We start from the raw sequence: 25,121 nt of genomic DNA, 5'->3' as shown, positions 1-25,121 counted from the left end.
ATGCCCGCGCGAACGTCGGTCCCCCGGCGTAGGGTCTGACCATGAGCAGCCACATCGCATGCCCCGGAGTCGTCCCGTCCTACCTGCTCGCACGTCTGGCCGAGTCGGGCCGCTATCCCCGTGCCGCCGCCGCCGCGAGGCAGACGCTGACGGCGGGCAGACCCCCGTTCCGCGCCCGCATCGATCTGTCGATCGACGAGAACGGCGACCTGGTCGCCGAGCTCTCCGATGCCCCGAACCGCACGATCAGCGACGCGGGCAACACGCAGACGCTCCCCGGTGCGATCGTGCGCGGTGAAGACGACGAACCCGTCGCCGACGCCTCCGTCAACGAGGCGTTCGACGGACTCGGCGCCACGTTCGAGATGCTGCTCTCGGCCTTCGGCCGCAACTCGCTGAACGACGCCGGGGCTCCGCTCGATGCCACGGTGCACTACGGCACCGATTACGACAACGCCTTCTGGGACGGCGAGCGCATGGTCTTCGGCGACGGCGACGGCGAGGTGTTCGTGGGCTTCACCGCCTCGACCACCGTCATCGGGCACGAGCTCGCGCACGGCGTGGTGCAGTACACCGCGAACCTCGAGTACCAGGGCCAGCCCGGCGCGCTGAACGAGTCGATCGCCGACGTCTTCGGCGCCCTGACCGAGCAGTTCCTCCTGGAGCAGAGCGCGGGTGAGGCGACGTGGCTCATCGGCGCCGAGATCTTCACGGACGCCGTTCAGGGCAGCGCTCTGCGATCGATGATCGCGCCGGGCACCGCCTATGACGACGACGAGCTCGGCAAAGATCCGCAGCCCGATCACATGAGCGGGTTCGTGCGCACGACCGAAGACAACGGAGGGGTGCACATCAACTCCGGCATCCCGAACCGCGCCTTCGCCCTGTTCGCGATCGACCTCGGCGGCAACGCCTGGGAGGCGGCAGGCACCGTCTGGTACCGGGCGCTCACCGGGGGGCTCTCGAGCACCGCGACCTTCACCGAGTTCGCCGATGCGACGGTGGCCGCGGCATCCGCGATCGACGACGCCACGGGTGCCGCCGCTCGACGCGCGTGGACGACCGTGGGAGTCTATGCAGATGAGCGAGTCCCCTCCACCGACTGACGCGCAGGTCGTGGTCGCAGTCGTGCGCACGGGAGGCATCGCCGGCATGCGGCGGCAGTGGCGGGTCCAACCCGATCCCCCCGACGCCCACGACTGGATCGCGATGATCGAGAGCTGTCCCTGGGATGCCGACGACGACGCCACGGCGGGAGCCGACCGCTTCGTCTGGCTGATCCGCGCGCGCACGCCCTCAGACGAACGCGAGCGCGAGCGCGAACTCTCCGACTCGCAGCTCGACGGGCCGTGGCGGGAGCTCGTCGATGCCGTGCGCGCCGCATCCGGATGAGGCCACGAGGTACGCGTCGACAGCGGCCACACGCCGCGACGGCGAATCATGAATCGACACGAAGGGGACTCCATGCCGACGACCGAAGAGGCCGCACGCCTGCTGCAGATCTCACGCGACGCGTACGACCGGGGCGATGCTCTGCTGCACCTGCAGACCGAGGTCAGCCGCCTCACCGGCCAGGCGTCGTCGTGGGGCTCCGCTGAGAACGACTTCGTGAGCGACGAGCACGCCGGCTACTTCCTCGGCGAGGTGGAGCGGATCGGCTGGCGCCTCGAGCACACCGGCTACACCTTCGTGGAGTCCGGCGCGACGACCTCGGCGCGCATGCTGAGCACGGGAACCGGTGTCGTCAATCACGGCCATGTCGCGGGGTACTTCACCTTCCGTCGCGTCGTGTGACGCATCCACCCATCCGGGCAATCCGATGTGAATCTCGGCGTCGCACCGCGACTCGGGGTCAGAATGGGGCACATGGGACTTTTCCAGCAACGCCCCGAAGAGCAGGAGAACGAGTGGGCCCTGCCCTCTGAGCCTCTCGAGCGCCCGGAGTCCGAGGTGCTGCACGAGGCTCCGACCGTCGACCCGCTGTCGATCGGTCTGGGGCTGGGACCCGACGCCTCCGTGAGCTCGGTCGCGTTCCCCCTCGCGCCCCCGGCTCCTACGGCCTCCTCCATCGAGAACCGCGAGCCCGAGCCCGAGCCCGAACCCGAGCCCGAGGACGAGCCCGAGCCCGAAGATGAGCCCGAAGACGAGCCCGAACCCGACCAGGACTGAGTCAGCCCGCCCGCACGCGGAGTCAGTCGGCGTCGCGCGCGGCGCCGATGTCGACGCGTGTGCGGGGCAGCGCTTCGGGATGCTCCCTCTGCAGCCAGCCGATCATCTTCTCCCGCACCTCGCAGCGCAGTGCCCACTGATCACCCGAGTCCTTCGCCGACATCACGAGGCGCACGGTGACGAAGCCGCCCTGCGCCTCGGTGACCACCGCGTCGAGCGACCGGCCGTCCCAGGCCGGCGACGCCTCGACGACCCGTGCGAACTCGGCGCGCAGATCGTCCATCGGCACCCGCCAGTCGAGATCCAGGTAGACGGTGCCGAGGATCTTGTCGGATCGTCGCGTCCAGGTCTCGATCGGCGTCGTCGTGAAGTAGCTGCACGGCACGACCAGCCGCCGCTCGTCCCAGATGTAGACGACCACGTACGACAGATTGATCTCGCCGATGCGCCCCCACTCCCCCTGGATGACCACGACGTCGCCGACCTTGATGGCATCGGTGAACGCGACCTGCACGCCGGCGATCAGGTTGCCGAGGATGGATTGCGCGGCAAGGCCCGCGATGATGCTGACGATTCCGGCGGATGCGAGCAGGCTCGTGCCGACAGCCCGCATCTCGGGGAACGTGAACAGCACCGCGCCCAGCGCGAGAACGGCGATCGTCACCAGCACGAGGCGATGGATCACGAGCAGCTGGGTGCGCCGGCGACGCGCCTCGGGGCCGACGAGTGCGCTCTCCTCACGGTCGATGAGCCTCTCGAAGCCGAACGAGGCGGAGGCGGCGACGAGCCATGACCCCGTGAGGATCGTGGCGATCAGGAAGAGTCTCGAGACGGCCGGCCACCAGTCCTGCGCCGCGGGCTCGGTGACGGACAGGGCGATCCAGATCGCCGACACCGCCGCCGTCACGATCATCGCGTTGCGGACCCGTCGGGCGAGATCACGCACCCACGGCACTCGACGACCGATCAGGCCGGCGACCAGCGCCAGCGTCACGAGTGCGGCCGCGGCGGCGATGATCGCGATGCCGAGGGCCGCCGCCGTGCCGATCCAGGAATCCCAGGTGAAGTCGGAAGGCATCCGACCACACTATGCCGCGGCCCCGCGGGCCGCGAACAGAGCACGAGCGGGCGGTGTCGTCGGTCGCGGCTACGGTGGAGGGATGACGATCACCGCCGCCGCAGACGGTTCCGCCCTGGGCAATCCCGGCCCCAACGGCTGGGCCTGGTACATCGACGACGCCAACTGGGCGGCGGGAGGATCCCCGCACGGCACCAACAACCAGGGCGAGCTGCGGGCCGTGCTCGAGCTGCTGCAGGCGACGGCCGGCATCTCCGAGAAGCTGATGATCGAGTGCGACAGTCGCTACGTGATCGATTCGGTGACCAAGTGGATGCCGGGGTGGAAGCGCAAGGGCTGGCGCAAGTCCGACGGGGGTCCCGTGCTCAACCGCGACCTGCTCGAGGGCATCGACGAGGCGATCCTCGGACGCGACGTCGAGTTCTCGTGGGTCAAGGGCCACGCCGGCCACCCGCTCAACGAGGCGGCCGACGAGCGCGCGAACGCCGCCGCCAAGGCCTACCAGGCGAAGCAGGAGCCGCGCCGCGGGCCCGGCTTCACGATGGCGACCGATGCCGGCGCCGCGGCGGCGGCATCCGCGCCGATCGCGGCCGCCGCGACCCGCGATGCCGATGCTCCTGCGGTGTCGCCGACCATCACCACGACGGTCAGCGAGCCTCTCTGGGCCGAGGCATCCGACCTGCTCGACAGCCTGTACGCGCCCGTCGACGACCCGATCGAGGTGCGGCTGGCCCTGTCCAGCGATGAGCATGCGCGCCTGCGCGACCGCGCCGAGGCGCAGGGCATCACGCTCGAAGAGGCGCTGCGCCGTCTGATCTGACTGCCCGTCGGCCCAGCCGCTCGGGGCGAGCACCGAGCCCGACGAACCTGCCCGTCAGGCGCGACAGTGCCGGATGCCGCCTCAGCACGCGCAGCACCGGCGGCAGGGGCGCATCCGCATCGCTCGTCGACAGCAGCGGCCCCTGCAGTGCGCGCTGCACCGTCTGGGTCACGAGAGTCGGCCACGTGCGGCGGCGCTGGACGCGGCGGAGATCCGCGCGCCGAGGGCGGCCTCCGTGCGCCAGCGCGGGTCCGAGGATGCGGGCTGCGGCCACGGCGTCCTGGATGGCGAGGTTGATGCCGACCCCTCCCGCCGGTGACATCGCGTGGGCCGCGTCGCCGATGCACAGCATCCCGTCGACGTACCACCGGTGCAATCGCTCGAGCCGCACGCGCAGCAGGTGCACATCGTCGGTCCGGAGTCCCGCCGCCGAGGCGCCGAGGCGGGGCGAGATCGACATGAGCCGACGCGTCATGCGCGCGACATCCCGGTCGGTTCCGGTCCAGGAGCCCGCCGGGATCACGTGGGCGATCTGGAAGAAATCGCCGCGGTCGATGGTGATGATCATCCCGGCCCCGGCCTGGATGAAGGGATAGGCCTCGTCGGGCCCCTTCGGCAACCGGAACCACAGCACATCCATCGCCGCCGCCACCCCGCGCGGGGTGAGTCCCACCGCTTCCCGGATCTGCGAATCCCGTCCGGAGGCGTCGACGACGAGCCGAGCCCTGATCTCGATCGCTCCCTCGGCGTCGGCCCCGGTGACCCCGACGATCCGTCCTGCCTCGCGCACGACGTCGTGGATCCTGGTCGACCGCAGCAGCCGGAAACCCGGATGCCGGATCGCCGCCTCCGCGAGCAGGTCGAGGAAGTCCCACTGCGGCAGGAACGACATGACTCGGCGCGGGGTGGGCAGGTGCGAGAAGTCCGCGAGGGTGAGCTCGGTGCCGTGCCAGCTGAGGGTGACGCGATCCATGTCGGAGTGCGCGGTGGCGAGGAACTCATCGAGCAGCCCGAGATCGCCGAGCAGCTGCTGGGTCGAGGGGTGGATGGTGTCGCCGCGGAAGTCGCGGAGAAAGTCGGCGTGCTTCTCGACGACCGTGACGTCGAGCCCTTCCCGGGCGAGAATCAGCCCGAGCATCAGACCCGCCGGGCCGCCTCCGACGATGACGCAGTCGGTGTCGATACGTGTGCTCATGAGGTTGAGCATGCATCACCCGAGTGCGACGATACGAGAATGGTCAATAACCGGCGCGGACGTCCTTCCGGTGCCCCCATCGCTCGTCGCCTTCTCCTGGATGCGGCGCACCGGCACTTCGACGCGGGTGATCTCGCATCGATCTCCTCGCGAGATCTCGCCACGGAGGTGGGGGTCAGCCATACTCTGGTCAATTATCACTTCGGCTCGAGGAACGGACTGATCGCGGCCGCGATCGCCTTGCGTGCGGCCCCGCACGACGTCATCGCCCTCTCTCGCGACGACGACGGCCGACTCGACCTCGAGCGTCTCGCTCACGGTGTCCTGGCGGTGTGGGAGCACCCCGAGCACGGCGCTCGGCTCGCCGACCTCGCCCGCCGACTGGTCTCGGACTCCGGGGCGTCCGAGACGATCGGCGACTACCTCCAGAGTTCGGTCTTCGACCCGCTCGTCGACGAGGTGGGCCGTGCGCACGCCCGCCGGATGGCCACCGCCCTCATCGGGTTCCTGTTCGGTCGATACGTCATCGCGCTGCCGATCTTCACCCGGCTCTCGACGGAGGAGGCGGGTCGGCTGCTGTTCTCGATGCTCCGCTGAGCCGCGCCGCGTACACTCGCACCATGTCGAAGAAGAATGTCGCACGCACGGTCGGTCGGATCTTCCTCGGTTCCTTCCTCGTCTTCGCCGGCGTCTCGCATCTGACGTTCGCGCGGGACGAGTTCCAGGCGCAGGTGCCGGACTGGGTGCCGCTGGATCCCGACGTGACCGTTCTCGCGTCCGGCGTCGTCGAGGTCGGACTCGGCGCGGCTCTGCTCGTCGCGCGCAAGCGCCGCGGGCTGGTCGGCGTGGCCACGGCCCTGTTCTTCCTCGCCGTCTTCCCCGGCAACATCGCCCAGTGGCTGGAGCACCGCGATGCCTTCGGGCTCGACACCGACACCAAGCGCTTCGTGCGCCTGTTCTTCCAGCCGGTGCTGATCGCCCTGGCCCTGTGGTCGACGCGTCGCCCGCGCGCCCGGGGCGGCGATCGATCCGCTCCCTGACCGCGGAGCAGCGCACCGGCATAGCCGCGCATCGACGACACCGAAGACCGGTCGGTTCCTCGAGGAATCGACCGGTCTTCCAGCATTATGGGCGTCGGACCGCGAGCGCCTGCCTCCCGATGAGCCCTTCCCGCGTGTCGGCCGCGTTACAGGTGAAAACGAGGGTGAATCAGGCGCGTGAACTATGGATTCACTGAGAACCGGTCGCCCCGACATGTAGCTTGCAGAAAACTCGCCACCGTCGCGTGCGGGTATTTCATCGCAGTTCTCACACGGTCTCTTCGCCCCGTGTGAGTGGGAGAACCCACGTGTGAGCACCTGGGTGAGCAAAGGAAACCGATCACCATGGGTCGAACCCGTACTGATTCAACGCGCGGTCTTCTCCGCAGGTGGCGTGCGATCGCGATGGGCGCCTCGGGCCTCCTCGTCGGAGGGATGCTCGTCGCCGGAGGGGTTCTGAGCGCACCGCCCGCCGTGGCCGCGGTGAACGATCCGATCTCCTGCGGTCAGGTGTACGCGCTCGACCAGAGCCCCGACGCCAATGGCGAACACAGCATCTACAGCATGAACACCGCAACCGGGGCTCTGACGCGCAACAACACCCTGACGTACCCCGGCCTCCATAACGCTCTGGCGGTCGACGGCGACGCAGGACTGTTCTGGCTCGCCACACAGGCGGTGGGCCAGTCGACCGGCTACGTGACCAGCGTCACCGCGACGACCGGGGCGGTGACGAACTACCCCGTCACCCTCACCGGTCTTCCCGCGACCAGCGGCGGCATCGTCATGGGCGCCTTCAACGCCGCCACCGACATCTACTACTACGGCGCCGTCGCCGATTCGACGCTCTACATCTACGGTTTCAACCGCGCCACCGACACCGCGATCTCCGGGATCGTCGCCAGAGTCCCCCTGGGCGCGGGGAACAACGGTGACTTCGCCTTCGACAACGCCGGGCGTCTGTACATCGTCAGCGCGGGCCTGCTGCTCTCGGTGAACGAGACGATCCCCACGACCGGAACGGCGACCGGCGCACTGCTCACCACGACGAGCATCGCCTCGCCTCCTGCCGGGTCGCTCGGTTCGATGGCGTTCGGCGGCGACGGGCTGCTGTACCTCGCAGGCATCCCCGACGGCGGCACCGACCGGGTTCGCTACGCGGTCAACCCCAGCACCGGAGCGACGATCAACACGATGACGATGACGCCGACGACGAACACGGTCGCCGACTTCGGCTCCTGCGCGTCTCCGAACGTGATCCGCGTGGTCAAGGACCTCCCCGGCGGCCGTGTGGTCGCCGGCGACCAGTTCACCGTCTCGGTCACCGGTGGGGCGATCTCGCAGGGCAACACCGGCACGACTCAGGGGTCGGACTCGGGCGTCCAGGGCACTCCTGCCGAGGTCGCGGGTCCCGTGATCGGCACAGCCGGTCAGACCTACACGATCTCGGAGGCGGGCGTCGGCGGCACGATACTCAGCAACTACAGCAGCACCTGGACGTGTGTGGACTCCGTCAGCGGAAGACGACTCGGGCAAGGGAGCGGCCCGTCGGGCACGTTCGTCATGCCGAACAACGGCTTCGCAGGCTCCGACGTGCTCTGCACGTTCTCCAACGCGGCGACCCCGCCCGATCTGGCGATCACGAAGACCTCCGACGTGTCGGCAGATGCTCGACCGGGCGATGTCGTCACCTACACGGTGACGGCGACGAACACCGGCACGGGCGCCTACACCGACGCGAACCCCGCTGTGGTGTTCGACGACCTGTCGAACGTCATCGACGACGGCGCCTACGGCAACGATGCGGCGGCCAGCCGTCCGGGCACCCTGAACTACAGCAGCCCGCTGCTGTCGTGGCGCGGTGCCCTGGGCGTCGGTGAATCGGTGTCCCTGACCTACAGCGTGAAACTGGGCGCCTCCGGCAACGGCACGGTGCGCAACGTCGCCTGGCAGCCGAACGATCCGAACACCCCGGTCACGCCGGCGTGCGATCCCGCAGATGCTGCAGGCAACGACCCCGTCACCGGCGAGGCGTGTGCCGCGGTGACCGTGCTGCTTCCGCGCCTGACCATCGAGAAGTCAGCGGACCGCACCGAGCTGCCCGCTGTCGGCGAGACGGTGACGTACACCCTCACCGTCCGCAACCCCGGCCCCGGTGCGTACACGACCGCCGCGCCGGCGACCGCCACCGACGATCTCTCCAACGTGCTCGATGCCGCGGACTACAACGACGACGCCGCAGCGTCGACCGGCGCGGTCACGGTGACGAACAGCACACTGTCGTGGTCGGGAGCACTGGCGGCGGGCGCCGAAGCCACCATCACGTACTCCGTGACGTACACCGGCACGGGAGACATGAACCTCCGCAACCTGGCGTGCGTCCCCGTCGAGGACGTCGCTCCCGGTACACCCGCGTGCGACTTCGTGCAGATCCCCGGATCCGGACTCACCCAGTGGAAGCAGGTGCAGGCATCGGCGACGCCGACCGTCGCCGGCACGGTGCTCACCTACACCCTCTTCTTCAAGAACGACGGCACGGCCGCGGCGACGGTCGACGCCACGGATCACCTGATCCACGTGCTCGACGACGCGGACATCGCGAGCGAGCCGACCTCAGCGAATCTGACGGCCGTGCGCACCGACGACGAGATCGCCATCACCGGCAGCGTCGCCCCCGGCGCGACGTACACCGTGACCTACCAGGTCGTCGTCCGCGCCGACGGGCAGCGCGGAGACAGCGTGTCGACGAACTTCCTGCTGCCGACCGGCGAGTCCCCGCCGACGGACCCGGAGTGCGACCCGGCGGACCCCCAGCTCCCGAACTGCACCAGCACGCCGATCACCGGCATCAGCTACACGAAGAGCGTCGCCGCATCGGCGAGCCCTGTGCAGTCGGGAACGGAGCTCACGTACACCATCACGATCACGAACACCGGAGCGACGACGGCAGCGGTGAACCGGGACGACGATCTCAGCGACGTGCTGGATGACGCGACCCTGGTGGGGACCCCCGAATCGGACACCGACTCGGTCACGCTCGACGGACCCACCGACGGCATCCTCGAGCTGCGCGGCACCCTGCCCGCGGGCGAAACCGCAGAAGTCACCTACACGGTCGAGGTCAACCCGTCGGGTGAGCGTGGCGACAACCGGTCGGACAACTTCCTCGTGCCGCCGGGAACGACCCCGCCGGCGGAGTGCGACCCCGCGACCGAGCAGTGCACGACGACACCGATCGGCGGATACACCGTGTCGAAGACGGCGAGCGTCGAGACCGTCGCACCCGGCGGGGTGGTGACCTATTCGGTCACCGTCACCAACACCGGCTCGGTGGCCTACACGGACGACTCACCTGCCACCTTCTCGGATGATCTCTCGGCGGTTCTCGACGATGCGTCGTACAACGCAGACGTCTCGGCCGGAGGATCGGTCGTCGACGAGACGCTGACATGGTCCGGTGCGCTCGACGTGGGCGCCACGGTCACGGTGACCTATTCGGTCACGGTCGACGACCCGACGACGGGTGACGACACCCTGAAGAACCGGGTGACGCCGACTGGCCCCGGAGGCGAGTGCGACCCCGACGCCACGTGCGTCACCGAGACTCCGGTGTCCTCGTTCACCGTCGTGAAGGCCGCATCTGCCGACACGGCGATGCCCGGGTCGGTGCTCACGTACACGATCACCGTGACGAACACCGGAGCGGTGGCCTACACGGACGCGGCGCCGGCCTCGTTCTCCGACGATCTGTCCGCGGTCCTCGATGACGCGACGTACAACGACGATGCCTCCGCAGGCGCATCCCTCACCGGAACGACCCTGTCGTGGTCGGGCCCCGTCGGCATCGGCGAAACGGTCGACGTGACCTATTCGGTCACCGTGAACGACCCCATCACCGGCGACCAGAACCTCGCCAACACCGTCGTTCCCACCACTCCTGGCGGGTCCTGCGGAGAGGGCGGATGCGTCACCGCCACGCCGGTCGCATCGTTCACCGTCGCGAAGACGTCGAGCGCTGCCACGGCGATGCCCGGTGACACCGTCACGTACACCGTCACCGTGACCAACACGAGCGCGGTGCCCTACACGGACAGCGATCCGGCGTCGTTCCGCGACGACCTCTCCGCCGTGTTCGACGATGCGACGTACAACGATGACGCGACGAACGGCGCCACCCTGTCGGGCACGACGCTCGCGTGGTCCGGCCCGCTCGCTGCGGGGGCGACCCTCGACATCACCTACTCGGTCACGGTCGACAAGCCGGTGACGGGCGACTTCGTGCTCCGCAACGTCGTCACGCCGACCGGGCCAGGAGGCTCGTGCGTGACCGCCTGCGAGACGACGACGCCGATCGGCTCCCTCCGTGTGCAGAAGTCGACCGATGCCACCGCCGTCCTGCCCGGCGACGTGGTCGAATACACCGTCACCGTCACCAACACCGGACAGGTGGACTACACCGACGGGCAGCCGGCATCGTTCACCGACGATCTGTCGCAGGTGCTCGACGACGCCGCCTACAACGGCGACGCGGTGAGCACCAGCGGGGCCGGCGTCTCGTACGACGCGCCCACCCTCACCTGGTCCGGTCCCCTCGCCGTCGGAGCCACGATCACCGTGACGTACTCGGTCACCGTGAACGACCCGGCGACCGGCGACCAGACGCTCGAGAACGCCGTCGTCACGCCGCCCGGCATCGGCGGCAACTGCGAGCCGGGGTCCACGGACCCCGCGTGCATCGCGAACGTACCCTCGGGATCGTTCACGGTCTCGAAGTCCGCTCAGCCCGGAACGGCTCTGCCGGGCGACGTGGTGACGTACACCGTCACCGTCACGAACACGGGCGAGATCCCGTACACGACAGACGAGCCGGCGTCCTTCACAGACGACCTCTCCCGGGTGCTGGATGACGCCGCGTACAACGACGACGTCTCGGCGGGCGGCGCGATCGACGGAACGACACTCACGTGGTCGGGACCGCTGGCGGTCGGCGAGGTGCGACAGGTGACGTACTCCGTCACGGTCGACGACCCGGTGGCCGGGGACTTCACCCTTCGCAACGTGGTCGCCCCCTCCTCCCCCGGCGGAGGATGCGTCGAAGGAAAGTGCATCACCGTCACCCCCATCGCGTCCTACACGGTCGCCAAGCAGGCGAACGTGGACGATGTGGTGCTCGGAGGCACGGTCGACTACTCGATCACGGTGACCAACACCGGTCAGGTCGCCTACACCGACGACCAGAAGGCATCCTTCGCGGATGACCTGAGCGAGGTCCTCGACGATGCGACCTACAACGGAGACGCCACCGGCGGCGCGATCATCGACGGCGACACGCTGAGCTGGAGCGGTCCGTTGGCCGTCGGAGAGTCGGTGACGATCACCTACACGGTCACCGTCAATGCACCGGCGACCGGCGACGGGCACCTCCGCAACGCAGTGGTCCCCGACGGTCCGGGCGGCGGATGCGCGACCGGCGACGGGTGCATCACCGACACACCGGTGGCGTCGTTCCACGTGCGCAAGACGACGTCGACAGCGGTCGCCGTCGTCGGAGACACCGTCACGTTCACGATCGCCGTGACCAACACCGGACAGGTGGCGTACACGAAGGAGCGTCCGGCGACGTTCACGGACGATCTGAGCTCGACGCTGAAGATCGCGACGTTCAACGACGACGCGACCGGGTCCGCCGTCTACACGCGGCCGGTTCTCTCGTGGGCGGGCGCGCTGGCTCCGGGCGACACGGCGACGATCACCTACTCGGTCACGATCCGACAGGTGGGCGAGATCCTCAACGTCGTCGTCACTCCCGACGGATCCGGTGCGAACTGCATCCCCGGGTCGAGCGATCCCGACTGCCGCACCCAGACGACCGTCGTCCCTCCGGGGCTGGCGACCACCGGCATGACGCTCTGGGTGGCCCTGCCTCTCACGGGTCTGGTGCTGCTCCTCGTCGGATACGGTCTGATCCGTCGGCGCACCCGCGGGCGCGACGACGCGGAAGCCACTGAACCGGCATGACGGCGAGCGGGTCCGATGGCAGCGTGATGCCATCGGACCCGCTCGGCGGAAGATGAGCCCACCCCTCAGGGGTAGGCTGCGAGATCAGAGGACGAACGGGGCGACAACGTGGCGCTGAGGTCCGAGTCTTTGCACAGCACGATGCGTGGGTTGATCGACGCCGAGGCATGGGACGATCTGGTCGGCTTCGTCCAGAGCAACTGGACGGAACTCCTCGCTCAGGATCCGATGTCGGCCAGACAGGCCATCGAGGCGTTGCCCGACGCCGTGCTGATCGCCCATCCGCGCGCCTCTCTCGCGAAGGGCTACCTCGACCGCATCGCCCCGGGAGACCACGCGCACACGATGCGGTTCCGCAAGGCGACCCCCGCGGGACCACCGCGCGGCGTCTTCGATGAGCTCGTGCAGTTGAGCGTCCGCGCGACGGCGCGACGGGCCAGTGGCGAGTACGACGCCGCCGAGAAGATGGCCCGCGAGGCACGAGAACTCCTCGACGCCGCCGATTCCTCGGACCGCGAGCAGATGCAGCAGGCCCTGCCGGAGATGACCTACGCCTGGGGCTACGTGCGTGAGCTCGCAGGGGATCTCGACGGCGCCAGACGAGAGTTCGTCGACAGCTACGACATCGCCCTGATGATCGATGATCGGATGGGTCGAGCACGAGCGGCGGGGGCACTCGCGTGGGTCGACGCGCTCGCCGGCAGGAACACCGAGGCGCGTGCGTGGCTCGCCCGCCTGCCCGAGATCGGCGACGCGTGGTGGGCGGGACGCAGCGTGGTGCCCGCGCAGCTCGCGGAGGTCATGATCCTCATCGGCACCTTCGAGTTCGACGATGCACGACGGCTCCTCGCCCGGATAGACCTGCGCCCCGCCCGTGAACGCTGGCCGGCTCACAAGCTCCTCTGCGCTCTGCTGGTGGATTCGCATGTGGATGCGGTCACCATCCTCGCCGATATCGACACCGCCTCGTCTGCGATGCCCGATGAGCGCGCCGAGCGGGGCGAGGGCGCGGCGTTCCTCGCCATCGCCCGACACAGGCTGCTCTCGAAGATGGGATCGCAGTCCGCGGCACGCCTGGAGTTGAACGGCGCCGTCGTTCCTCCCTCCTCTCTGGGCGCGAAGATGATCGAACTCTGGAAGATCGCCGACGACGCCAGGTCCGGCCGCATCGAGCGCGTCGAGAGGGCCGCCACCGCTCTGACGCTGTTGCCGGCCGTGTCGCCCTGGGTCATGGTCGCGGCGCTCGCGCTGAAAGCCGGCGCGGAGTCCTCGCTCGGCGTGCCGACCGCGTCGAGGACGTGGGAGTCGGCGGTGGCGCTCGCCAACCGGGAGCGGCTCTACAGCGCGCTGGCTGTGGGAGACGGTCGCGAGATCCCGAGGCTCATGCAGAGCAGCTCCGAGTCCCTCCCTGAGGACATGTCCGCGCACATCCTCCGCACTGCCGGATCTCGGGTTCACGACCCGTTCCTCACGCTCACCCCGCGAGAGCACGTCGTGCTGGCCGCACGACTGCGCGGTCTGACGGTCGGAGAGACCGCGGAGGCCGTCTTCGTGTCCGTCAACACGGTGAAGACACAGCTCAGGACCGTGTACCGCAAGATCGGCGTCACCACCTTCTCGCAGTTGAAGCGCGCCGCCAGCGTGCACGGCTACGTGCCCGCCCTGCAGGACGACGGGGACTGAATCGTCCTGGCGCGCGCGGGGCGGCGATCGAGCCGCCCCATGACCCCGACTCCGACTCCGGAGAAGCGCACCAGGAACGCGGAAGACCGGCCGATCCCTCCAGGGAACCGACCGGTCTTCCGGCGTCTCACCCGTCAGACGGCGAGCAGCTCCCGCTCGAGGCGTGCGTACGACGTCTCCATGCCCTCGGCCATGCCGGTGGCGAGGATCATGTCGCGCGTCTCCTTGTCGGGGTACTCGATGTAGAGGGTGATGAGAGTCGCCCCGTCCTCCTCGTAGAGGTTCAGGTCGTTCAGCGTCTCGACCGGCATCCCGATCATCCGCTCGGTCTGCACCGACCGCCGCGGGGCGTCGATCAGCAGCGCCTCGCCCTCGAACCCGAACGGCTCTCCCTCGGTGTCGCCGACCGGCGCCCAGGAGGTGCGATAGCTCTGCCCCACCTCGGAGGCGACGGCGACCTCGGTCATTTCCCATCCGTCGGGCCCGAGCAGCCACTGCTTCATGAGGTCGGGCTCGTTGTGAGCGCGCCAGACCAGCTCGCGCGGGCCCTCGACGAGGCGGGTGATGCGCACGTGCACGTCGTCGAGGAGCGTGACCTGCGTGCCCTTGCCCTGCGCGTAGTCGCGGAGGTCCTGCAGCACGGCGTCCATCTGACTCATCGCCATGGTGGTGCCCTCGATCGCTCCCATCGCGATGAGCTGCTCGAGCGCCTCGGCCGACGCGAAGTGACTGGTGTTGACCATGCGCGTCCCCTCGGCGGTCTGCTCGAACGTGAACGTCATGCGCATCGAAGGCAGGTCGGGGTCGGGATGTCCGTCGTCGTCGGCGAACGCGTCGATGACCGCGAATCCGCGGGGTCGGTCGATCTCGAGGAACTCCCAGGTGCCTGCGGCCTTCTCGCCGCGGGGTCCGTGCATCGTGTAGTCGGCACGGCCGCCGACCGTCTGATCCCACGAGGTGAAGGTCGCGGGCCATCCGGGGGGACCCCAGAAGCGCTCGAGCTGACGGGGGTCGCTGTACACCTCCCACACCCGCTCGACGGGTGCCGCGAGGTCGGCGATGACCGTCATGGTGAGGTTCTCGGTGTCGGTGATGACGTCGGTGACAGGCATATCAGTCTCCTTCTCCAGTGGGCGTGCGGGTGCTGTCTTCGGTGGTCGGTCGATCTGCCGGCGCCTCGGCCAGCAGGTCGTCGAGCCGGGCGATGCGCGACCGCCACAGCTCTTCGTATCGGGCGAGGAGCGCCCTGGCGCGGGCGATCATCTCGGGGTTCGCGCGGACGAGCCGCTCGCGCCCCTCGGCGCGCTTGACGATGAGATCGGCGGCCTCGAGCACGGACACGTGCTTCTGCACCGCCGCGAACGACATGTCGTATTCGGAGGCGAGGGCCGAGACGGACTGCTCCCGCTCGATCGTCCGGCGCAGGATGTCGCGTCGGGTCGACGTCGCCAGTGCGTGGAACACACGGTCGACCTCCGCTTCGCTCAGATCTCTTTGTGCAACCATTTGGTTGTACGTTAGGCCTGCGCAGGAGGGATGTCAAGAAGTTCAGTTCACAGAAACAGCCGAGATCTGCGAGGTGCTGGGCTGGCGATACCGGGCGCTCACAGGACACGACGATCTGGCGTCCCCGGAGTGCCCCAGCGCGTCCAGCTCGGCCGCCAAGGAGAAATCTGGCAGCGATCCGCTCCGAGGCCCTTTTGCGGGCGTCGCTCGCAGTCGACCGTCTGAGGCCCGTTCACCTCGGATCGCGGTCTGCATTGTCCTCCGGTCGTTGCGTTATGCGAAGCCCCTCCATACAGGTGCGAGGCGGGTCGACGATGGCCTCGTTCAATCCCGAGGGCGTCTTTGGGAGCACGTCGCCCTCTTACCTGAAGGAGGAGAGATGGGCGTGAAAACAGCGGTCGCCGTCGGGGCGGCCAGCGTGGCCGTAGGGCTGGTGACCAGAGCGCTGGTCCGCGACAAGCACGATACGGACGGGGATGGCCGGCATCCAGAGGGCTGGAAGGCGGTCACGATCCTGGGGGGCGCCGCAGCCTTCAGTGAGAACGGCTATCCCGAGCCGTTGCAACGGCTCGCGGACGTGCTGGAGATCCGCCTGGACTCCGCACCTCCCGACAACGGATTCGAGGTGCATGCCCGCCTTCGCGACGGTGCGGACGCCAAGGCTGTCCTCGGCGACGAAGATCCGGATCAGGCGTTGCGAACGGCCCTGCGCGATACGAAGCAGCTGATAGAGACCGGCGAGATCCTGCGGGCGACTCCTCGACCGCACGGCCACCGCCCGACCACGCTGCTCGGCGCCGCCGTCGACAAAGCCGAGGACGACGCGAAGGGCGAGGGTGTGCTGTGAAGGCTCTGTGCTGGACCGGGGTGAACAAGCTTGCGGTCGAAAACCGTCGCCCTGTACGCCGTGATCGGGGCGCTGCTGTGCCTGTCGTGGCTCGTCTTCTTCTCGCATCTTGCGCGGCATCCCGACCTCACGAAAGAGGAGGTCGACGATGCGTACTTCGCGCGGGAGCGTCCCCGCGCCCTCATCGGCGTCGTTCTCTACCTCGCGGCAGGACTAGCTGGTGTTCTCATCCACCCGCTGGTGGCGTCGGTGATCTTCCTGCTACTGCCCGCCTTCTACGCACTGACGAGCCATGGGATCGACCAGCGGCCGGCCTTGCTTCACAGTGATGCCGACGATCACGACGTTCGAAGCGACAGGTCACCGGAGGGCAGCTGATCCTCGCGACCGCAGTTTCCGACAGTCCAGGAGTTCGAGACCCGGGCGTCCGACGGATCGCTCCCCCGAAGTCAGAAGCCGTGCACCGGCCTGGCGCTCGCCGGGGGCTCGCCGACCTCAGCGACGGTGTGACCGCTGCAGGGGATCGCGGTCACGCTGGCCCGCGCGACGCGAGACACGATGAACCATCGCATGGCGTCACGCAGCCGGCACCACCCGACGAGATACCACCGGCCGTTCGTCGAGGCGAACAGCACAGGCTCGACGTCGCGTGTGGTGGTGGCGCCATCCTGGGCGGTGTATCGGATGCGAACGACCCGCTGCTCGGTCATCGCTTCTTCGAGCGCCGACCTGGTGGCTCGTGAAGCGGTGGGAGGCACGTCGACCCAGATGCGCGCAGCCAATGCGTCGGCTCGCGCTCGGGTGCGGGGATCGAGCACGCCCAGGACCTTCTGGACGCCGGCCGCCGCCAGATCCGCGTACGGGGCATCAGGCGCCGCCGACACCGATGCCATGAGCGCCACCGCTTGAACGGGCGACAGGCTGACCGGCGGCAGCGATGCGCCCGCCGCCAATCCGTACCCACCGCCGGGCCCCGGGCGTGACCAGATCGGCGCACCGCTGCGTTCGAGCGCCTGAAGATCGCGCTTCACGGTGCGCACGGAGACCTCGAAGTCTCGCGCCAGACGCTCGGCGGAGTACCCCCTCGATCCACTCCTGTGCAACGCCTCGGAAAGCGCATGGAGTCGCTCTGCCCGCTTCATCGTCGAGTGCGCTGGTTATTCATGACATAGATAGTGACATACACCTGCCCGGAGAGGCCGAGAGAGTGAAGACATGACGACGACGAATCCGAACCTCAGTCCGATCACCATCCTCATCGCCGGGCACTGGTTGGGCGCCTGGGCGTGGGACGAGGTCCTCGAGGACCTGCACGCCTCCTCCTCCCGCACCGTCGCAGTGACGCTGCCCGGGCTCGACCGCGACGACCCGCACCGCTCATCCAAAACGCTCGACGACCAGGTACGGGCGATCCAAGACACGCTTGCGCGCTGTGATGTCTCCGCAACCCGGCCGGCGGTCGTCGTCGCCCACAGCGGGGCGAACGGTCCCGTCAGCCTCCTTCTCGACCGGCATCCCGAACTCGTTCGTCGAGTGGTGTGGGTCGACTCGGGGCCGATGGCATCCGGAAGCGCTTTCGCCCCCGATCTCCCGGACGACGTCGAGGACGTGCCGCTGCCGGCGTTCGACGTTCTCGCACAGCAGGCGAGCCTCGAGGGACTGAGCACCGAAGTCCTCGAGCGCTTCCGTGCCAGGGCTGTCCCCGAGCCCGGCCTCGTGCTCCGCGGGTCCGTCGAGCTGACGAACGACGCCCGCAACAGCATCCCGACCACACTGGTGTGCTGTTCGATCCCGAGCGCGCAGGTAGTGGAGCTGGCCCGGAACGGGCACCCGATGTTCGCCCCGGTCGCGGAGCTCGACACGGTCGACGTCATCGACCTCGCGACGGGCCACTGGCCGATGTGGAGCCGCCCTGGCGACCTGGCCGAGATCATTCGATCGGCGGTCGCACGACCAGGCGCCGTCGCTCAGACGACTGACTGACGGCGCGATGCGGCTGACCGACGGCGACCGGCCGTCGGTCAGCCGGTTCACGGCTCCGCGACGTCGGCTCGTGCCTCCTGCAGCGTTCCCCCGACGGCTGTCACGGTGTACGTGCGCAGCGACGCGACGGGGATCAGCGCCGTGAGCACCCTCTCGCCGTTCTGCGCGAACAGCTCGACCGACGACACCCGCTCATTCAGATCGTCGATCCAGAGGTCCCATCGGATCTCGTCGCGTCGCTCGAGAGCCATCGACGAAGACCCGCGAAAACCCGACGGCATCCCTGCGCCGGCACGAACGAGCTCGATGCGTCCGCTCGCACGGTCCTGACGGATCACGACCCCGTCGTCCGACGTCGAGTCGATGCGGAGTTCGACGCTCTGCGCATCGCCGAACGTCGCGGCGACGCTGATACGCACAGCCCCGGCACCTTCGGCGAGCGCGACGCCACCGGCCACACCGCTGAGGTCCGTGCTCCCACGGGGCTCGAGTGCGACCGCCGGCTGCTGCCGCAGACGCTCGACCCCCGCTTCATCACGAGTGAGCGAGAGCCGGCGCGGGAGAGTCATCGCACTGCGGTGCTCCTCGGAGTCGTCGGTGGGGATGCGACCGGCATACTTCCAGTTGTCCATCCAGGCGATGAGCGTCCGCTCCCCGCGGGAGAGGCCGTCGAACGTGACGCCGGCATAGCAGTCGGGCCCGAAATCGATCCACCCGTAGCGTTCGAGCTCGTCACGGGACTGACTCCCCTCCCTCAGCAGGGCGCGCGTCGGCACGGGGTGGGGAACGGAGGCGCGGAAGGTCGTGCCGTCGAAGTCACCGACGACATAGTGCGTCCCCGAACCACCCGCGATGCCGCCGGGGTTGAGGCTGATCAACAGCACCCAGCGCACGTCGTCGTCATCGCCGTCGACCGCGAGCGGGAACATGTCGGGGCATTCCCAGACACCGCCGACCGGTCCGGCCGGACCATACGACGAGAGGAACGTCCAGGTCTTCAGGTCGTCGGAGCGGTGGAACAGCACCTGACGGTCCTGCGCCTCGACCGCGACCATCACCCAGTATCCGTCCCCGCCGTCGTCATAGCGGAACACCTTCGGGTCGCGGAAGTCGCTCGTGCCGCGGTCGAGCACGGGATTGCCGTCGTACTTCGTCCAGACGTACCCGCCGTCGGTGCTGTATGCGAGCGCCTGCGCCTGATGCCCGGGCGCCGCAGCCGTGTACAACGCCACCAGCGGCGGCCGCTCGGCCGTGCCGAATCCCGAGGTGTTGCCGTGGTCGACCACGACGGAACCCGAGAAGATCTGCGCATCGTCGTCCCAGAGGATCGCCGGGTCGTGCTCGGTCCATCGCGCGAGGTCGGTGCTCGTCGCATGGCCCCAGCTGAGGTTGGCGTGCTCGACGCCGTGCGGGTTGTACTGGAAGTACAGGTGGTACAGGCCGTCGTGGAAGACGAGACCGTTGGGATCGTTCATCCAGTTGCTGCGCGGAGCGAAGTGCACGCGCGGTCTCGTGGTGCGGACCGGGGGAAGATCAGTGGGAGTCACCGGTGCAGTCGTCTTTCTCTGTGATGGGGCGTGCGTCACTTGCCGACGCCGGCTGTGAGTCCCTCGCGCAGCGGCTTCTGCCCGAAGAAGAACACCAGCAGCGCAGGGATCATCGAGAGGATCACGCCGGCGAGCACCGTCGAGATGCTGCCGGTGCCGAGGTTGCCCTGCAGAGTCACGAGACCGAGCGGCAACGTGAAGTTCTGATCGCTGATGGTCATGATGAGCGGCCGGAAGAACTCGTTCCAGTGATAGTTGAAGGCGAGGATGCCGACGATCGCGAGTGCCGGCGTCGCCAGCGGCAGGTACACGCCGAAGAACGTGCGCCAGGGGCCCGCGCCGTCGAGCTGCGCGGCTTCACCCAGTTCGGTCGGGATGCCCATGAAGTACTGGCGCATCAGGAACGTGCCGAAGGCGGTGGGCAAGGCGGGCACGATGAGCGCCAGGAGCGTATCGGCGAGACCCATGCCCCGCACCAGCATGAACACGGGCACGATCGTGACCTGCAGCGGAACCATCATCGTCGCGAGGATCAGGGCGAAGAGGATCTTCTTGCTGCGGAACTCGAACTTGGCGAAGACGTAGCCCGCCATCGCCGCAGAGAGCATCTGCCCGGCGGCGACGAGCATCACCACGAGCGCGCTGTTCCAGGCATACAGCCAGAGCGGGATCTTGGTGAAGACGTCGGCGAACGCTCCGAAGCCCACCGTGACCTCTTGCGTGACGCTGTCTGTGGGCGACAGCGCCGTGACGAGCGTCCAGACGACGGGTCCGAGAGTGAGGAAGGCGGCCACCCCGAGGATGACGAACTTGGCACCCGTGCCGAGGCTGTGGGCCCACGAGCGCTTCGTGATGATTGTCGTGGTCATGATGGCCTCACCCGTAGAAGACGAATCGGCGGCTCAGCCGGAACTGGATGGCCGTGACGAGCATGATGAGGAGGGTCAGCACGATTCCGATGGCGGAGGCGCCCCCGAAGTCGAGCTCCCGGAAGGCGGACTCGTAGATCACCATGACTGCCGTCCGGGTCTCATCACCGGGCCCGCCTCGCGAGAGCACCCACGGCTGATCGAAGATCTGCAGCGCGTTGATGATGGCCATGACCGATGCGACCAGCAGGGTCGGGCTCACCAGGGGCAGCGTGATCATTCGGAACTGCGTCCATCCGGCGGCGCCGTCGAGGGAGGATGCTTCGTAGACCTCGCTCGGGATCGCCGCGAGCCCCCCGATGAAGAGCAGGAACGTGAAGCCGAAGTTCTGCCACACGTAGACGAGCAGCACCACGACCTTCGCTCCGAACCCGGTCGTCAGCCACCCGACGTCGGCGATGCCGATCAGGTTGAGCGTCTGGTTCACGAGCCCGAACTCCTGGTTGAACAGGTACGCCATGATCAGGGAGACCGATGCGGCAGACAGGATCAGCGGGAAGAACAGCGACGACCGGAAGAAGGTGCGCAACCACGCCGGCATCTTCGACTGCACGAGGATGGCGAGCACCAGCGCGACCGTGAGCTGCAGGATGACCGCCACGACCACGAAGCCGATGGTGTTCAGGAAGGACACACGCACCGTCGGGTTCATCGCGAGATCGACGAAGTTGTCGACGCCGACGAACACGGGATCGGAGATGATGTCCCAGCGGAAGAAGGCCAGGACGAACGATCCGACGATCGGGACGAGGTTGAACAGCCCGAGGCCGATGACGGTGGGGGCCAGGAAGACCCAGATGATGGACCGGCCCGAGCGGGCGACGGTGCCGGTCTCACCGCGGGGTGCCGTCGGCACGGTCAGGGTTCGCGTGCTGCTCTCCGACATCATCGTCCTCCCAGCGCGATCTCGAGATCACGCTGCATCGTCTCCAGCCCGCGGCGGACGCCGGCAGGACCGTTCGTGATGGTCGACACCACGTTCTTCAGCAACGCCGACTCGACCGCCGCCTGCTGGGGAGGCGCCGGCATCGGGCCGGTGTCGGGGAACTTGTCGAGGGTGTCGTAGAAGACCTCCCAGTGGGCCGGGCCCACCCCCGCTCCGTACAGTTCGGCGTTGAGCGAGCGACGAGGAAGCGACGAGTCGGGCTTCGGGTGGGCGATCTTCATGCCCTCGACCGAGACGCAGTACTTGAGCCACTCCCAGGCCTCGTCCTTGCGCGGGGAGGTCTCCATGATCGCGTAGCCCCCCGCACCGAACTGGTGACGCTGCCCCGCCATCCGGGGGAAGTACGTCACGTCGTAGGCGTCGTTCGCGACGCCCGCCTCTTCGAGCCCGCTCACCCAGAATCCGCCCGCGGGGGTCATGCCGACCGAACCGCTGGAGAACAGCGAGACCAGCTCGTTGCCCCCGCCCTGGGCGGGATTCGCTGCGAGCCCCTCCGAGACCATGCTCTGCAGCACCGAGAAGCTCTCCTCGACGCTCTCGTTCAGCGCATCCGCCTGCCGCCACACGTATCCTCCGCTGCGTGCCGGCTGGTCGGGATAGAAGCGGTTCCAGAACCAGTCGCCTCCGCCGGCCTTCTCCTCGCGCAGGAAGCTGGTGTTGTTGACGTAGAGCCACGGAACGACTCCGCCCCACAGTCGGTTGTTCCAGAAGTACGGCAGGAACTGCCCCGGCGCGCTCTTCTTCATCGCCCGGGCGGTCGTGAAGAACTCATCCAGCGTCCAGTTGTCGGCGGGGCGCTCGAGCCCCGCGCGCTCCATCGCCTGGGTGCTGTAGAAGACGTTCGCCGCATTGAAGTTGTCGGGCATCTGGAACAGGCTGCCCTGGTACATGAACGCCTCGATCAGCGCCGGGTTCACATCGTCGAAGTACTCCTGCATCTCCGACGCGTCGCGGCGCACGAAGTCGTCGAGCGGATGCGCGAGCCGCGACGCGAAGAGCTGCGCGCCCTCGGTCGCCACCGTGACGACATCAGGAGGCGTACCCGCCGCGATCATCGTGAGGATCTTCGCGAAGTACTCGCTCCAGTCCTGTCCCTGGATGGCGACGATGCGCACCTCGATCCCGGGGTGTGCGCGCTGGAAGCCGTCGACCAGCGCCTGGCGGGCCACGGCATCCTGCGCGGTGCCGAAGAGAGCGACCGTCAGGACATCTTTTCCGCGCCCGGGAATGTCGGCTCCGGTGAGCCGAGGCCACGAGACCACGGTGCCGACGATGCCCAGGCCGATGGCACCGAACAGGGCTCTGCGAGTGAGATCAACCACGATGTTCTCTCCTGAGTGAGTGACTTCGCAGGCGGGAAGCAGTGCCCGAGCGAAGATGCTGAATTGATTCAGCAGGCCGAGGTTAGCATCGCGGATCGGGGGCTGCAAGTATTCTGCTAAATCAATTCAACGCACGCAGTTCCGGGGGAAGGCTCCCACTGCCTAAGCTGGAGATGTCACGACAGGAGGATGCCGGTGCCGAACAACGTCGATCGCAGGCCGACGCTCGCCGATGTCGCCGCGCTCTCAGGCATGTCGAAGACCGCGGTCAGCATGATCCTGAACGACCGACCGGGTTCGCGCCTCTCCGTCGACGCGGCCCGACGCGTCAGGGCCGCCGCCGAGGAGCTCGGCTATCGACCGAACCCGGCAGCGCAGAGCCTGCGCCTCGGCAAGACGAAGACGCTCGGCTTCATCTCGGACCAGATCACCGTGACCCGCTATGCCTCCGAGATGATCCGCGGCCTGCTCTCGGCGGCGAAAGAGCACGGCCACACCGTTCTCATCGCCGAGACCGAGGGCGACGACGCGACGATCTCGGACGAGATCCAGGCCATGATCGACCGTCGAGTCGACGGCATCCTGATCGGACTTCTGGGCGCGCGGATGATCGAGCTTCCGCCGATGCCCCAGGACGTCCTCGTCGTGATCGTGAACGGCACGTCGACGACCGGGCACCCCTCGGTGCTGCCGGACGAACGGACCGCCGGTCATGCGATGGCGCACCTGCTCACCGCCGCCGGGCACCGCCGCGTCGGCGTGATCGGGAACAATCCCCTGGCGGTCTCGTCTCCGCGGCATTCGGTCACCATCGGGCCGCGGTTCGACGGCATCCGCGCCGCTTTCGCCGAGGCGGGCGTGCATCCGACCATCGTCGACGTCCCCGAATGGAACCCCGACATCGGGTACACCAGAACGCTGCAGATGCTCGACGCGCATCCCGATCTCACAGCGATCCTGGCGGGCAACGACGGCGTGGCATTCGGCGCGTACCAGGCGATCGCGGAGCGCGGACTGAAGGTGCCCGACGACATCTCGGTCGCGTCGTTCGACGACGAAGAGCTGGCGAGCTTCCAACGACCGGGCCTCACGACCGCGCGGCTCCCCTATGACGTGATGGGGCGCACGGCCGTCGAGATGCTCCTCGGCGAGCGCCCTCTCGGCGCGGTGCTGATACCGATGCCGGTCATCGAGCGCGCCTCGATACGCCGGGTGGGCTGACGCCCAGCGGTAACCTCATTGCATGCCCTCCGCCACGCCCCGACGGCCCCCCTCGAGCAGCATGGGTCGCGGACTGGACGTCCTCGCAGCCGTCGCCGACCTCGCCCGTGATCTGCGGCCGGCCACCGTCAGCGGGATCGCCGAGGCCCTCGGTCGCGAGCGTTCGCAGGTGTCGCGCACCCTGGCATCTCTGCACCGCTCGGGGCTCGTGAGAAGGAACGCCGACCGCTCGTTCACCCTCGCCTGGGGCTGGTACGCCGCCGCGCAGGAGCTGAGCGCGCAGCGTCTTCGCACCCACGGCCAGGTGGTGCTCGACGAGCTGTCGTCGCACCTCGGCGAGGCCGCGTTCCTCAGCGTCCTGCAGGGAGATGCGACGCTCACGACGTTGGAGAGCCTGCCCGCCGACTCCCGGATGATCGGATCCTGGATCGGTCGCGCGTACCCGGCGTACTGCAGCGACGCCGGGCGCGCGACGCTGTGGGACGCCCCCGCCGAAGAGATCCGCACCGTCTTCGGCTCGACCGAGTTCTCAGCGCAGGGCCCGAACACCCCCGCCTCGATCGACGACTTCCTCTCGCGGCTCGACGACGATCGTCGGCGCGGCTTCACGATCGTCGACCAGGAAGCCGAGCCCGGCCTCTACTCGGTCGCCGCTCCCGTCTGGGACCACCGCGGCGAGGTCGTCGCCGCGGTGCAGGTGATCGGAACGCGCGAGGCGATGCAGGAGCGCACCGCGGCGTGCGGCGACGCCTGCGCCCGAGCAGCCGCACAGCTCTCGCGGGAGCTCGGCGCCCCCGCCTCCGTCTGCGCCTGAGGG

The 25,121-nt window shown here is 68.4% G+C and carries 23 protein-coding genes; 14 read left to right on the top strand and 9 right to left on the bottom strand.

All coding sequences use genetic code 11. From position 1 onward, the window contains the following. Positions 1 to 41: 41 nt before the first annotated feature. The 4 genes from DXT68_RS01580 to DXT68_RS17130 all read left to right on the top strand — a co-directional run bounded on the left by DXT68_RS01580 (position 42) and on the right by DXT68_RS17130 (position 2,169). Positions 42 to 1,106 (top strand): M4 family metallopeptidase, encoded by a 1,065-nt coding sequence (locus DXT68_RS01580; protein WP_045254456.1) that lies wholly within the window; start codon positions 42 to 44, stop codon positions 1,104 to 1,106. Continuing rightward, positions 1,081 to 1,392: a protealysin inhibitor emfourin gene (locus tag DXT68_RS01575; RefSeq protein WP_045254506.1), complete on the top strand. Its 312-nt coding sequence runs from the start codon at positions 1,081 to 1,083 to the stop codon at positions 1,390 to 1,392. The genes DXT68_RS01580 and DXT68_RS01575 overlap by 26 nt, the downstream gene beginning before the upstream one ends. 72 nt (positions 1,393 to 1,464) lie before the next feature. Further along, positions 1,465 to 1,794, top strand: a complete 330-nt coding sequence (locus tag DXT68_RS01570) for a hypothetical protein (protein WP_045254457.1) — start codon at positions 1,465 to 1,467, stop codon at positions 1,792 to 1,794. Between the two features lie 72 nt (positions 1,795 to 1,866). Then, positions 1,867 to 2,169: a hypothetical protein gene (locus DXT68_RS17130; protein WP_045254458.1), complete on the top strand. Its 303-nt coding sequence runs from the start codon at positions 1,867 to 1,869 to the stop codon at positions 2,167 to 2,169. 22 nt (positions 2,170 to 2,191) lie between these two features. Here the strand turns inward: DXT68_RS17130 and DXT68_RS01555 are convergent, their stop codons facing one another. Next, a complete protein-coding gene (locus DXT68_RS01555; protein ID WP_045254459.1) occupies positions 2,192 to 3,247 on the bottom strand; it encodes a mechanosensitive ion channel family protein in 1,056 nt (351 codons plus the stop codon). An 82-nt stretch (positions 3,248 to 3,329) separates the two neighbouring features. Here DXT68_RS01555 and DXT68_RS01550 point away from each other — a divergent pair, with 82 nt between their 5' ends. Further along, positions 3,330 to 4,067: a ribonuclease H family protein gene (locus DXT68_RS01550; RefSeq protein ID WP_045254460.1), complete on the top strand. Its 738-nt coding sequence runs from the start codon at positions 3,330 to 3,332 to the stop codon at positions 4,065 to 4,067. On the opposite strand, the gene DXT68_RS01545 is transcribed toward DXT68_RS01550, so the two are convergent. After that, positions 4,033 to 5,262 (bottom strand): FAD-dependent oxidoreductase, encoded by a 1,230-nt coding sequence (locus DXT68_RS01545; protein ID WP_045254507.1) that lies wholly within the window; start codon positions 5,260 to 5,262, stop codon positions 4,033 to 4,035. The two genes, DXT68_RS01550 and DXT68_RS01545, sit on opposite strands and share 35 nt — an antisense overlap. Before the next feature lie 39 nt (positions 5,263 to 5,301). Between DXT68_RS01545 and DXT68_RS01540 the strand changes: the two genes are divergently transcribed. The 4 genes from DXT68_RS01540 (at position 5,302) to DXT68_RS17175 (ending at position 14,003) form a co-directional block, all read left to right on the top strand. Then, on the top strand, positions 5,302 to 5,859 hold the full coding sequence (locus DXT68_RS01540) for a TetR/AcrR family transcriptional regulator (protein ID WP_052677748.1): 558 nt from the start codon (positions 5,302 to 5,304) through the stop codon (positions 5,857 to 5,859). Positions 5,860 to 5,882: 23 nt separating this feature from the next. After that, positions 5,883 to 6,302, top strand: coding sequence for a DoxX family protein (locus DXT68_RS01535; protein ID WP_045254461.1), 420 nt, complete (start codon positions 5,883 to 5,885; stop codon positions 6,300 to 6,302). A 405-nt stretch (positions 6,303 to 6,707) separates the two neighbouring features. Continuing rightward, entirely contained in the window at positions 6,708 to 12,320 is a 5,613-nt protein-coding gene (locus tag DXT68_RS01530) for a DUF7927 domain-containing protein (protein ID WP_052677749.1), read from the top strand. A 150-nt stretch (positions 12,321 to 12,470) separates the two neighbouring features. Beyond that, positions 12,471 to 14,003 (top strand): helix-turn-helix transcriptional regulator, encoded by a 1,533-nt coding sequence (locus DXT68_RS17175; protein WP_045254462.1) that lies wholly within the window; start codon positions 12,471 to 12,473, stop codon positions 14,001 to 14,003. Positions 14,004 to 14,137: 134 nt separating this feature from the next. On the opposite strand, the gene DXT68_RS01520 is transcribed toward DXT68_RS17175, so the two are convergent. Both DXT68_RS01520 and DXT68_RS01515 read right to left on the bottom strand, forming a co-directional pair. After that, the gene (locus DXT68_RS01520) at positions 14,138 to 15,115 is read right to left on the bottom strand and encodes an SRPBCC family protein (protein WP_045254463.1); all 978 of its coding nucleotides are present in this window, start codon (positions 15,113 to 15,115) and stop codon (positions 14,138 to 14,140) included. 1 nt (position 15,116) lies between these two features. Next, a complete protein-coding gene (locus DXT68_RS01515) occupies positions 15,117 to 15,509 on the bottom strand; it encodes an ArsR/SmtB family transcription factor (protein WP_045254464.1) in 393 nt (130 codons plus the stop codon). Positions 15,510 to 15,888: 379 nt separating this feature from the next. On the opposite strand from DXT68_RS01515, the gene DXT68_RS01510 reads away from it, so the two are divergent. Then, on the top strand, positions 15,889 to 16,356 hold the full coding sequence (locus DXT68_RS01510) for a hypothetical protein (RefSeq protein WP_052677750.1): 468 nt from the start codon (positions 15,889 to 15,891) through the stop codon (positions 16,354 to 16,356). Positions 16,357 to 16,416: 60 nt separating this feature from the next. Beyond that, entirely contained in the window at positions 16,417 to 16,734 is a 318-nt protein-coding gene (locus DXT68_RS01505; RefSeq protein ID WP_244268194.1) for a hypothetical protein, read from the top strand. Between the two features lie 71 nt (positions 16,735 to 16,805). Here DXT68_RS01505 and DXT68_RS01500 read toward each other — a convergent pair whose 3' ends face one another. Next, positions 16,806 to 17,498 carry a helix-turn-helix transcriptional regulator gene (locus DXT68_RS01500; RefSeq protein ID WP_045254465.1) on the bottom strand — a complete coding sequence of 231 codons (693 nt, stop codon included), beginning with the start codon at positions 17,496 to 17,498 and terminating at the stop codon, positions 16,806 to 16,808. Between the two features lie 73 nt (positions 17,499 to 17,571). Here DXT68_RS01500 and DXT68_RS01495 point away from each other — a divergent pair, with 73 nt between their 5' ends. Then, positions 17,572 to 18,339 (top strand): alpha/beta fold hydrolase, encoded by a 768-nt coding sequence (locus DXT68_RS01495; protein WP_045254466.1) that lies wholly within the window; start codon positions 17,572 to 17,574, stop codon positions 18,337 to 18,339. A gap of 47 nt (positions 18,340 to 18,386) precedes the next feature. Here the strand turns inward: DXT68_RS01495 and DXT68_RS01490 are convergent, their stop codons facing one another. Genes DXT68_RS01490 through DXT68_RS01475 form a run of 4 tightly spaced genes read right to left on the bottom strand, consistent with a single transcriptional unit; the run spans position 18,387 to position 23,083 of the window. Then, entirely contained in the window at positions 18,387 to 19,886 is a 1,500-nt protein-coding gene (locus DXT68_RS01490; RefSeq protein ID WP_045254467.1) for a glycoside hydrolase family 32 protein, read from the bottom strand. A 35-nt stretch (positions 19,887 to 19,921) separates the two neighbouring features. After that, a complete protein-coding gene (locus DXT68_RS01485) occupies positions 19,922 to 20,755 on the bottom strand; it encodes a carbohydrate ABC transporter permease (protein ID WP_045254468.1) in 834 nt (277 codons plus the stop codon). A 7-nt stretch (positions 20,756 to 20,762) separates the two neighbouring features. Then, positions 20,763 to 21,701: a carbohydrate ABC transporter permease gene (locus DXT68_RS01480; RefSeq protein WP_174233184.1), complete on the bottom strand. Its 939-nt coding sequence runs from the start codon at positions 21,699 to 21,701 to the stop codon at positions 20,763 to 20,765. After that, on the bottom strand, positions 21,701 to 23,083 hold the full coding sequence (locus DXT68_RS01475; RefSeq protein ID WP_052677752.1) for an ABC transporter substrate-binding protein: 1,383 nt from the start codon (positions 23,081 to 23,083) through the stop codon (positions 21,701 to 21,703). Before DXT68_RS01475 ends, DXT68_RS01480 begins: the two co-directional genes overlap by 1 nt. 195 nt (positions 23,084 to 23,278) lie before the next feature. On the opposite strand from DXT68_RS01475, the gene DXT68_RS01470 reads away from it, so the two are divergent. Both DXT68_RS01470 and DXT68_RS01465 read left to right on the top strand, forming a co-directional pair. Next, entirely contained in the window at positions 23,279 to 24,304 is a 1,026-nt protein-coding gene (locus DXT68_RS01470) for a LacI family DNA-binding transcriptional regulator (RefSeq protein WP_115760537.1), read from the top strand. A 22-nt stretch (positions 24,305 to 24,326) separates the two neighbouring features. Beyond that, the gene (locus tag DXT68_RS01465) at positions 24,327 to 25,118 is read left to right on the top strand and encodes an IclR family transcriptional regulator (protein ID WP_052677753.1); all 792 of its coding nucleotides are present in this window, start codon (positions 24,327 to 24,329) and stop codon (positions 25,116 to 25,118) included. Positions 25,119 to 25,121: the final 3 nt, after the last annotated feature.

Origin of the sequence: Microbacterium foliorum, assembly GCF_003367705.1 — a bacterium.
Classification (GTDB): domain Bacteria; phylum Actinomycetota; class Actinomycetes; order Actinomycetales; family Microbacteriaceae; genus Microbacterium; species Microbacterium foliorum.
Note: the sequence above shows the minus strand (reverse complement) of the source record. Positions and strands in the feature narration are given on the sequence as shown.

Bases quoted from the DNA above. Each gene is read 5' to 3' on its own strand.
- DXT68_RS17130 (WP_045254458.1), top strand. From the start codon at position 1,867: ATGGGACTTTTCCAGCAACGCCCCGAAGAGCAGGAGAACGAGTGGGCC.
- DXT68_RS01570 (WP_045254457.1), top strand. From the start codon at position 1,465: ATGCCGACGACCGAAGAGGCCGCACGCCTGCTGCAGATCTCACGCGAC.
- DXT68_RS01520 (WP_045254463.1), bottom strand. From the start codon at position 15,115: ATGCCTGTCACCGACGTCATCACCGACACCGAGAACCTCACCATGACG.
- DXT68_RS01555 (WP_045254459.1), bottom strand. From the start codon at position 3,247: ATGCCTTCCGACTTCACCTGGGATTCCTGGATCGGCACGGCGGCGGCC.
- DXT68_RS01540 (WP_052677748.1), top strand. From the start codon at position 5,302: ATGGTCAATAACCGGCGCGGACGTCCTTCCGGTGCCCCCATCGCTCGT.
- DXT68_RS01500 (WP_045254465.1), bottom strand. From the start codon at position 17,498: ATGAAGCGGGCAGAGCGACTCCATGCGCTTTCCGAGGCGTTGCACAGG.
- DXT68_RS01485 (WP_045254468.1), bottom strand. From the start codon at position 20,755: ATGACCACGACAATCATCACGAAGCGCTCGTGGGCCCACAGCCTCGGC.
- DXT68_RS01510 (WP_052677750.1), top strand. From the start codon at position 15,889: ATGGGCGTGAAAACAGCGGTCGCCGTCGGGGCGGCCAGCGTGGCCGTA.
- DXT68_RS01530 (WP_052677749.1), top strand. From the start codon at position 6,708: ATGGGCGCCTCGGGCCTCCTCGTCGGAGGGATGCTCGTCGCCGGAGGG.
- DXT68_RS01480 (WP_174233184.1), bottom strand. From the start codon at position 21,701: ATGTCGGAGAGCAGCACGCGAACCCTGACCGTGCCGACGGCACCCCGC.
- DXT68_RS01515 (WP_045254464.1), bottom strand. From the start codon at position 15,509: ATGGTTGCACAAAGAGATCTGAGCGAAGCGGAGGTCGACCGTGTGTTC.
- DXT68_RS01495 (WP_045254466.1), top strand. From the start codon at position 17,572: ATGACGACGACGAATCCGAACCTCAGTCCGATCACCATCCTCATCGCC.
- DXT68_RS01535 (WP_045254461.1), top strand. From the start codon at position 5,883: ATGTCGAAGAAGAATGTCGCACGCACGGTCGGTCGGATCTTCCTCGGT.
- DXT68_RS01580 (WP_045254456.1), top strand. From the start codon at position 42: ATGAGCAGCCACATCGCATGCCCCGGAGTCGTCCCGTCCTACCTGCTC.
- DXT68_RS01545 (WP_045254507.1), bottom strand. From the start codon at position 5,262: ATGAGCACACGTATCGACACCGACTGCGTCATCGTCGGAGGCGGCCCG.
- DXT68_RS01465 (WP_052677753.1), top strand. From the start codon at position 24,327: ATGCCCTCCGCCACGCCCCGACGGCCCCCCTCGAGCAGCATGGGTCGC.
- DXT68_RS01550 (WP_045254460.1), top strand. From the start codon at position 3,330: ATGACGATCACCGCCGCCGCAGACGGTTCCGCCCTGGGCAATCCCGGC.
- DXT68_RS01575 (WP_045254506.1), top strand. From the start codon at position 1,081: ATGAGCGAGTCCCCTCCACCGACTGACGCGCAGGTCGTGGTCGCAGTC.